The 8,880-nt window shown below is 74.3% G+C and carries 7 protein-coding genes; all 7 read left to right on the plus strand.

Features of this window, described 5'->3' with window-relative positions; all coding sequences use genetic code 11:
• The first annotated feature begins 39 nt into the window (after positions 1-39).
• The 7 genes from ACFWH7_RS15605 (at position 40) to ACFWH7_RS15635 (ending at position 8,730) form a co-directional block, all read left to right on the plus strand.
• Complete coding sequence (locus ACFWH7_RS15605) at positions 40-909, plus strand: tryptophan 2,3-dioxygenase (protein WP_378217609.1); 870 nt, start codon at positions 40-42, stop codon at positions 907-909.
• Entirely contained in the window at positions 906-2,027 is a 1,122-nt protein-coding gene (locus ACFWH7_RS15610) for a hydrolase (RefSeq protein WP_378217612.1), read from the plus strand. The genes ACFWH7_RS15605 and ACFWH7_RS15610 overlap by 4 nt, the downstream gene beginning before the upstream one ends.
• Complete coding sequence (gene kynU, locus ACFWH7_RS15615) at positions 2,024-3,331, plus strand: kynureninase (RefSeq protein ID WP_378217615.1); 1,308 nt, start codon at positions 2,024-2,026, stop codon at positions 3,329-3,331. Before ACFWH7_RS15610 ends, kynU begins: the two co-directional genes overlap by 4 nt.
• Positions 3,328-4,188, plus strand: coding sequence for a PaaX family transcriptional regulator (locus ACFWH7_RS15620; protein ID WP_378217618.1), 861 nt, complete (start codon positions 3,328-3,330; stop codon positions 4,186-4,188). Before kynU ends, ACFWH7_RS15620 begins: the two co-directional genes overlap by 4 nt.
• Positions 4,189-4,206: 18 nt before the next feature.
• A complete protein-coding gene (locus tag ACFWH7_RS15625; protein ID WP_378217620.1) occupies positions 4,207-4,542 on the plus strand; it encodes a nuclear transport factor 2 family protein in 336 nt (111 codons plus the stop codon).
• A 109-nt stretch (positions 4,543-4,651) separates the two neighbouring features.
• Positions 4,652-6,403, plus strand: a complete 1,752-nt coding sequence (locus tag ACFWH7_RS15630; RefSeq protein ID WP_378217622.1) for a collagen-binding domain-containing protein — start codon at positions 4,652-4,654, stop codon at positions 6,401-6,403.
• Between the two features lie 176 nt (positions 6,404-6,579).
• Positions 6,580-8,730 (plus strand): purple acid phosphatase family protein, encoded by a 2,151-nt coding sequence (locus tag ACFWH7_RS15635; protein WP_378217624.1) that lies wholly within the window; start codon positions 6,580-6,582, stop codon positions 8,728-8,730.
• The last annotated feature ends 150 nt before the right edge of the window (positions 8,731-8,880 follow it).

The raw sequence follows: 8,880 nt of genomic DNA on the forward strand, positions 1-8,880 counted from the left end.
GATCTGGCGGTCGTCACGTCCGTGACATACGCTCGGTGGATGGCCGACGCACCGCTGCCCGCGCCGAACGAGCGCGCGCTCGAGTCCGACATCGTCACGGACCTGCGCGAGCAGATGACGTACGGGTCGTACCTGCACCTCGACACGCTGCTCGCGGCGCAGGAGCCCGTGAGCGACCCCGAGCACCACGACGAGATGCTGTTCATCGTCCAGCACCAGACGACGGAGCTCTGGCTCAAGCTCGTGCTGCACGAGCTGCTCTCCGCGCGCGACCTGCTCGCGGCCGACGAGCTCGGGGCCGCGCTCAAGCGCATCGCGCGCGTCAAGCACGTGCAGCGCACGCTGACCGAGCAGTGGTCCGTCCTCGCGACCCTCACGCCGAGCGAGTACGCGCAGTTCCGCGGGTACCTCGGGCACGCCTCCGGCTTCCAGTCGTGGCAGTACCGCGCGGTCGAGTTCCTGCTCGGCAACAAGAACGCGCGCATGCTCGACGTGTTCGACGCCGAGCCCGCCGCCCGCGCCGAGCTCGCCCGGCTGCTCGCCGAGCCGAGCGTCTACGACGAGTTCCTGCGCCACCTCGCCCGCCATGGCCACGACGTCCCGCAGCGCGTGCTCGACCGCGACGTCACCGTCGCGCACACGCTCGACGACGACCTCGTCGAGGTGTTCCGGCGCATCTACGACGACCCGGAGACGTACTGGTCCGCGTACGAGACGTGCGAGGAGCTCGTCGACCTCGAGGACAACTTCCAGCTCTGGCGGTTCCGTCACATGAAGACGGTGCTGCGCATCATCGGCACCAAGCGCGGCACGGGCGGGTCGAGCGGCGTCGGCTTCCTCCAGCGCGCGCTCGACCTCACGTTCTTCCCCGAGCTGTTCACGGTGCGCACCGAGATCGGTCGGTCGTGACCGGCGGGCGTCTCGGCCGGGCGGGCGACGGCGGCACGTGGCTCCCGCCGTTCGCCGACGCGCACGTGCACCTCGGCCTCGTCGACCCGGTCGCGGTGCGGCGCGGCGGGATCGCTGTCGTGCACGACCTGGGGTGGGTGCCCGACGTCGCGCGCACGTGGCCCGGCCGGCCTGGCTTTCCGGAGGTTGCGTTCGCGGGCGCGTTCCTCACCGCGCCGGGCGGCTACCCGTCGGACCGGTCGTGGGCGCCGCCGGGGTCGGTCGAGGAGGTCGGCTCGCCCGAGGCGGCGGTCGCCGCCGTCGACCGCCAGGTCGCCGCGGGCGCGTCGTTCGTCAAGGTCGCCCTGCACGCCGACGCCGGTCCCGTGCTCGACGACGCCACGCTCGCCGCGCTCGTCGACCACGCCCACGCGCGGGGCAGGGACGTCGTCGCGCACGTCGAGGGCCGTGGCATGGCGGCCCGGGCGTTCGAGGCGGGCGTCGACCGGCTCGCGCACGCCCCGTTCTCCGAGCGCCTGCCCGACGACCTCCTCGCCAACATGGCCCGCCCCCGCCCGCGCTCGGAGCGGCGGCCTCGCGCCGAGCACGACCCTGCCCGCCGTCGAACACGACCTGACGGTCGACAAGGGCCGGATCACGACCCTCAGGTCGTTCTCGGCGGGTCGCGGGTGAGCTGGGTGAGCACGCTCGACGTCCACGGGTGGGGGAGACCCTCGGCCGAGCAGGACGTCGCGATCGACAACGTGCGGCGCTTCGTCGCGCTCGGCGGGACGGTCGTCTACGGCACCGACCTCGGCAACGGACCCCTGCCGCCCGGCGTGAACGCCCGCGAGCTGCGGGCGCTCGCGGCCGCCGGCCTCGATGCTCATGCGCTCCTCGGTGCGGTCACGCACGACGGCGCCGCGCCCGGTCCCGACGCCGCCGCGCCCGACCCCGACGGGGCCGGGCCGCGCCCGGAGGGCACCGCAGCCCAGGTCGCGACCTGGATCCCGGGTGACGCGCCCGACCTCGACGACCCCGACGACGTGGCCGCGTGGTTCGCGCGTGCCGTCGTCGTGGCGCGACCCGAGCCCCACGGTGCGCCGCGCGCACCCCGCCCCCCGGAGGACCCGCGATGACCGACAGCACCGACGGCACGACCGCCGACCACGCCGCGCGGTCGGCCGCGCTCGACGCCGCCGACCCGCTCGCGCGGTTCCGCGACGCGTTCGTCCCGTCGGACGAGGTGACGGCGTACCTCGACGGGAACTCGCTCGGCCGGCCCACGCGCGCGTCGGCGGAGCGGCTCGCGCGGTTCGCGACCGAGCGCTGGGGTGCGCGACTCATCCGCGGCTGGGACGAGGAGTGGTACGACCTCCCGCTGACGCTCGGCGACCGGATCGGTGCCGTGACGCTCGGCGCGGCGGCGGGTCAGACGTTCGTCGGCGACTCGACGACCGTGATCCTCTACAAGCTGGTGCGCGCCGCGCTCTCGGCGCCGCAGGTCGCGGGTCGCGACGAGATCGTGCTCGACGCCGGGAACTTCCCGACCGACCGCTACGTGCTGGAGGGCGTCGCGCGCGAGCACGGTGCGACGCTGCGGTGGATCACCCCCGACCACGACGCCGGCGTGACTCCGGACCAGGTGGCGGAGGTCCTCTCCGACCGCACCGCGCTCGTGCTGCTCAGCCACGTCGCGTACCGGTCGGGGTACGCGAGCGACGCCGCCGCGATCACGGCGCTCGCGCACGACGCCGGTGCGCTCGTGCTGTGGGACCTGTGCCACTCGGTCGGGGCGCTGCCCGTCGAGCTCGACGCGTGGGGCGTCGACCTCGCGGCGGGCTGCACGTACAAGTACCTCAACGGCGGGCCGGGTGCGCCCGCGTTCGGCTACGTCCGGGCGGATCTCCAGGACGCGCTGACCCAGCCGATCCAGGGGTGGATGGGCAGCGCGGCGCCGTTCGAGATGGGCCCGGCGTACGCGCCGCACGACCGCGTCCGGCGCTTCCTCTCGGGCACGCCCGCGATCGTCGGGATGCTCGCGATGCAGGACATGCTCGACCTCATCGACACGGCCGGGATGGCGGCCGTCCGTGCGAAGTCCGTCGCGCTCACCGAGCACGCGACCGCGCTCGTCGACGACCTGCTGCTCCCGATCGGCGCGCGGTACGCGTCCCCGCGCGACCCGGACCGGCGGGGGAGCCACGTCACCGTCGACCACGACGCGTTCGAAGCGACGCTCCCGCTGCTGTGGGAGCGCGGGGTGATCCCCGACTTCCGTCGGCCGGACGGCCTGCGCCTCGGCCTGTCCCCGCTCTCCACGAGCTTCGAGGAGGTGCGCGTCGGCGTCGAGGCGGTCCGCGACGCGCTGCTCGAGGTGCTCGGTCGGGCGTCCGCGGAGGCCGCCGGGGCGGCGTCGTCGGGCGCGGACGGCGCCGCGTGATCCTCGACGACCTCGACTCCCGGCCCGGGAGCACGACGTCGTTGCTGCGCACCGTCGTCGGGCTGTACCTGCGCGACCTCGGTGGGACGGTCGCGGTGGCGGAACTGGTCGAGCTGCTCGGCGCGCTCGGTGTCGCGCCCGGGGGAGCGCGCAGCGCGATCTCGCGCGTCAAGGCCAAGGGGCTGCTCGTCCCCGAGACGGTCGACGGACGAGCCGCCTACCGGCTCGCGGCCGACGCCGGGCCGATGCTCGACCGCGGCGACCGGCGCATCTTCGCCTACCGGCAGCAGGGCGACGACGACCCGTGGTGCCTCGTGTCGTACTCGCTGCCGGAGGAGCGGCGCGACGTGCGCCACCAGCTCCGGCGGCACCTCGCGTGGATCGGGGCCGGGAGCGTCGCGGACGCGCTGTGGATCGCGCCGGGCCACCTCGTGGACGAGGTCGAGGAGATCCTCGCCGCGCTCGACGTCCGCGACGCGGCGACGGTGTTCGTCGCCGGGCGCCCGCGCGTGGCAGGCGCGTTCGCCGACGTCGCCGCGCGGTGGTGGGACCTCGACCGGGTCGCGGCGCTGCACCGCGCGTTCCTCGCGCAGCACGGGGCTTCCCGTCCGGGGCGCGGCACGGTCCCCGACGGCGCCCCGGCGGCCGCGGAGGACGGCACTCCGCGCGACGCGTTCGCCCGGTGGGTGCGCGCCGTCGACGACTGGCGGCCGATCCCGTACGCGGACCCGGGGCTGCCGCCCTCGGCCCTGCCCGCCGACTGGCCCGGCGCCGCGAGCGTGGCCCTGTTCGACCGCCTCCGCACGTCGCTCGCGGCCGTCGCGTCGCGACACGTCCAGGTCGTCGTCGGGCGCTGACGGGGGCACAGTGGGCACATGAGCGACCCCACGCCCGACCTCCCGCCCGCCCTGCGGACCCTCGTCGACGCCACGAACGCGGGCGACCCCGAACGCTTCCTCACCGCGTTCACCGACGACGGGTTCCTCGACGACTGGGGTCGTCAGTTCCGCGGGCGCGACGAGCTCGCGAGCTGGGACCGCACGGACAACATCGGCAGGCGGTCGCGCTTCGACGTGACGGGGCTGCGCGTCGGCACGACCCCGGACGAGGTCCTGCTCGACCTCACGGTGTCCGGCGACGGGTACAACGGTCCCGCGACCTTCACGATCCTCCTGCGTGACGGACTGATCGCGAGCCTCGTCATCTCCTGAGCAGGAGGCCGTGTTCCGGACATGACCGACACATGCGGATGCATGCGTCGGCGGTGCTGGTGGGGTTGATCACACCGGTGTGACTTCACCCGGGCTCCAACCTGGACGGATGTCCAGGTCTGCCTACGGTGGTGGTGACGGGTCGTCCGATCCCGTCGCCCGCGACACCGAGACCCAGGTAGTGATGACCCGCTCGACCCTGACACCTGAACAGCAGCCCCCCTCGATCTCCCGCCGGCGCCCGACCGCCGCGCTCCTCGCCGTCGGCCTCCTCACCGGTGCCGGCCTCGTCGTCCCCGCGACGAGCGCCGCGGCCGCCGACGCGGTCAACCCGTTCGACCTGGCCGGCGGCTTCAGCGTCTACGCGCGTGAGGACGCCCGCCTCGACAACCACGAGACCGAGGGCTCGGTCGCCGTCGGCGGCGAGCTGACCGTCCGCGCCGACGGCGGCATGTACGCGATCGTCCACCAGGTCGCCGGGACCGCCGACTACACGATCCCGACCGTCGACGGCGACCCGACCCGTCTGCTCGTCGGGTCGTACGCGCCGACGTCCGGCCTGGGGCAGATCACCAACGCCGGGGTCCCGGCGGGCAGCGGCGCCGAGCTCGAGGGCTACCTCAAGGTCGTCGGTGACGACCCCGCGTTCGACACGTACCAGCGCGGCGACTGGGTGCGGTACCGCACCGAGGCCGACGAGGCCCCGTCGATCGACGCGACCAACCAGAAGTGGCCCGACGGCGCCGCGACCGTGGCGACCGAGCGCGACTCCGTCGCTGCGTACGTCGAGACGGGTGCGACGGAGCCGGCCGAGGTGCGCCAGTGCCTCGCGGACCTCGTGCCGAGCGGCGCGGCCCACGTGCTGACGGTGGCCGAGGACGTCGGTGACCGCGTCGTCCTCTCGGCGCTCGAGCCGGGACGGCCGAACGTCGTCGACTACGCCGACATCGCCGAGGCGTACACCGTGCAGTTCGCGGACGGCGTGCTCCCGTCGGCCGACGCCCCGCTCATCGTCTCGGTCCCCGGCGGGACGACCGAGCTGCGCGGTTCCGTGTTCGGTGCCGAGGGTGCGGCCGCCCGCTTCGTGATGTGGGACCTCTCGCAGCTCGACGGTTCCGTCACCCTCGGCACGGGCGGGACCCGCCTCGACGGGTCGGTCTACGCCCCGACCGCGGACCTCACGGTCGAGGCGTCGCCGCTCGACGGCCAGGTCGTCGCGCGGAACCTCACGCTGCGCGGCGGCGAGGCGCACGCCTACCTCTTCGCCGGCTCGATCCCGTGCGCCACGGAGCCCGTCGTGGAGACGGGCAGCCTCACCGTCACCAAGCGCGTCGCGGGTGACGCGGCCTCCACCGTGCCCGACGGGACGACCTTCACCGTCGCGTACGAGGCCGCCGGGACGACGGGCGAGCTGACCGTGCCCGTCGACGGCTCGTCGACCGTCGAGGACCTCCCGCTCGGCACCGAGGTCGTGCTGTCCGAGCCGGGCTTCCCCGCCGTGGACGGGGTCGAGTGGGGCGAGGCGACGTGGCAGGTGGACGGCGCCGCCGTCGAGCCGGGCGACGACGGGACCGTGCGCGTAGAGATCGGCACGACGGACGTCGCCGTGGTGCTGACCAACACGGCGGACGCGCCGGTCGAGCCGACGCCCACGCCGTCGACCCCCACGCCGACCGAGCCCACGACCCCGACCGCGCCGGTCACGCCCGGCGTGCCCGACCAGCCGACGTCTCCCGCCGACGGCGGCACCGGCGGCTTGGCCACGACGGGGGTCGAGGCAGGAGGCATCGCGCTCGCGGCGCTCGTGCTGGTCGCGCTCGGTGTCACGGTCCTCGCCCTGCGGCGCCGCCAGGACGCCTGACCCGTTCCTCCCGCGCGTCCGGGACGGCCACCTGCCCGCCGTCGGGAGTTCACCGGGCGGACGGGTGCCCGCCACCCCGGCTCCGTACGGTGACAGCGCTTCCCACCACGGGTCCGGCGCCGCCACGGTGGTCCGACGGTCGTCGCCGCGCGGACCCCTGACCTGCGAAGGAACCCATGAACCCGCACGCCTCCCGGCTGCCCGGCGCGCTGACGCGCGCGGCGGCGTCGGCGCTCGCCGTCTCCCTCGTCGGCACGGTGCTCGTCGCCGCGACCGCGACCCCGACGGCCGCCGCCGACGAGTCCCTGCTCTCGACCTCCGGCACGACCTGGCGCTACCTCGACGACAACACGAACCCGGCTGGATCCGCCGCGGACCAGCGCGTGTGGACGACCACCGCGTTCGACGACTCCGCGTGGAAGTCCGCGACCGGTGCGTTCGGTGCCAAGCGCGGCGCCGCGACGGGGATCGGTACCGCGTTCCCGATCACCACGCTCCTCACCCAGTACATCGAGGGCACGACGACGGACGTCCCCACGTTCTTCTTCCGCACCGACGTGGAGCTCACCGCGGCGGACCTCGACGGCGTCCCCGCGTTCGAGGGCGAGATCGTCTACGACGACGCCGCGATCGTCTACGTGAACGGCGAGGAGGTCGTGCGCCTGGGCGACGACTCCCGCGAGATCACGGAGAACCTCCAGTACCACGGCAACGGCCGCACGGACCCGGTGACCGGCACGTTCGTCGTCCCCTCCGACGCGTTCGCGCCGGGCGAGAACACGATCTCCGTCGCGCTCTACCAGGACGCTCCGACGAGCTCGGACATCTACCTCGACGTGCGCTCGCTCGTCCCCACGCACGGCGAGGTGCGCGACGTCGCGCTCAACGTCGGCGCGGACGAGACCCAGGCGAACGTCGCGTGGTTCTCCACGCTCCCCGGCGACGGCGAGGTGCAGTGGGCCCGCGCCGACGAGGCGGGCGGCGAGGTGGACTGGCAGTCCGCGGCGACGTCGTCGTCCCGGAACGGCACCGCGGCGGACGGCGCGACGTACCACCACGCGACGATCACCGGGCTCGAGGAGGACTCGGCCTACGTGTACCGCGTGGGCAGCGCGGCGACCGGCTGGTCCGAGCCGACGACGTTCACCACGGGCACGTTCGGCGACGAGTTCAGCGCGCTGTTCATCGGGGACGCGCAGATCGGCGCGAGCGGCAACGCGGCGAACGACGCCACGCGGTGGGCCGCGAACCTCGACTCGATGACGGCGCGGCACCCCGACACGGCGTTCCTCATCTCCGCGGGCGACCAGGTGGAGAACGCGGGGAACACCGCGCAGTACACCGGGTTCCTCGCGCCGCGTCAGATGCGCGAGCTTCGCTTCGCCGTCCAGGACGGCAACCACGACACCGCGTCCGCGCTCTACGACCAGCACTACGCGATGCCGAACCTCTCGACCGAGCAGCGTCGCGACTACTGGTACGCGTACAACAACGTGCTCGTCGTGGCGATCGACTCGAACGACTCCGACCCGGCCGAGATCGCCGGTCACGAGGCGTTCCTGCGCGACGTGGTCGGCTCGCACGGCGATGCGTACGACTGGGTCGTCGTGACGTTCCACCACTCGCTGTACAGCCAGGCGTTCCACTCGCGCGACACCGACGTGGTGCGCATGCGCGAGGCGCTGTCGCCCGTCTTCAGCGACCTCGGCGTCGACCTCGTCCTCGCGGGGCACGACCACATCTACACGCGCTCGTACCTCATGGAGGGCACGACGCCCGTCGTCCCGGCCGAGGCCCCGGCCGAGGGCGACGTGCTCACCCCCGAGGAGGACCAGGTCCTCTACCTCACGGGCAACTCGTCGTCGGGCTCGAAGTTCTACGGCTTCGACGGCGACAAGCCGTGGACGGCGCGCTGGGAGCAGTCGCGCGAGGCGAGCTACTCCGACCTCGACGTCACGCCGACGTCGCTGACGGTCACCACCTACGCGACCGGGTCGCAGCGCGTCGTCGACCAGGTGACGCTGCAGCGCGAGGTCGCGACGGGCCCGGCGCTCGACGTCGAGACCAGCGCGCGCTGCCTCGCCGGCACCGCGTACGTCGCGGTCCGCGCGACGAACACCGGGGACGTCCCGGCGGACGTCACGCTCGCGACGCCGTTCGGCACGCGGACGTTCGCGGCGGTCGCCCCGGGCAAGGCCGCGTACCAGTCCTTCTCGACGCGGTCGGTCGCGGCCGAGGCGGGCTCCGTCACGGTGACGGGCACCCGGCCCGACGGCGGCGCCTCCACCGCGCAGGAAATTGTCTACCCGGCGGTCGCCTGCGGCTGACGGGCACCGTCACTCACTGACGCGGGGGGGGGGCGCGCCCCGGGGCACCGACGACCTCCACCCGGGGGTGGCCCCCCGCGCCCCCGCAGCACCGCACCCCCCCCCACGCCCGGGCGGGCCGGCGCGCCCCCCCCCCCGCCCCGACACACC

Origin of the sequence: Cellulosimicrobium cellulans (assembly GCF_042723955.1) — a bacterium.
GTDB classification, from domain to species: Bacteria; Actinomycetota; Actinomycetes; order Actinomycetales; family Cellulomonadaceae; genus Cellulosimicrobium; species Cellulosimicrobium cellulans_H.

Bases quoted from the DNA above. Each gene is read 5' to 3' on its own strand.
- ACFWH7_RS15605 (WP_378217609.1), top strand. From the start codon at position 40: ATGGCCGACGCACCGCTGCCCGCGCCGAACGAGCGCGCGCTCGAGTCC.
- kynU (WP_378217615.1), top strand. From the start codon at position 2,024: ATGACCGACAGCACCGACGGCACGACCGCCGACCACGCCGCGCGGTCG.
- ACFWH7_RS15625 (WP_378217620.1), top strand. From the start codon at position 4,207: ATGAGCGACCCCACGCCCGACCTCCCGCCCGCCCTGCGGACCCTCGTC.
- ACFWH7_RS15630 (WP_378217622.1), top strand. From the start codon at position 4,652: ATGTCCAGGTCTGCCTACGGTGGTGGTGACGGGTCGTCCGATCCCGTC.
- ACFWH7_RS15635 (WP_378217624.1), top strand. From the start codon at position 6,580: ATGAACCCGCACGCCTCCCGGCTGCCCGGCGCGCTGACGCGCGCGGCG.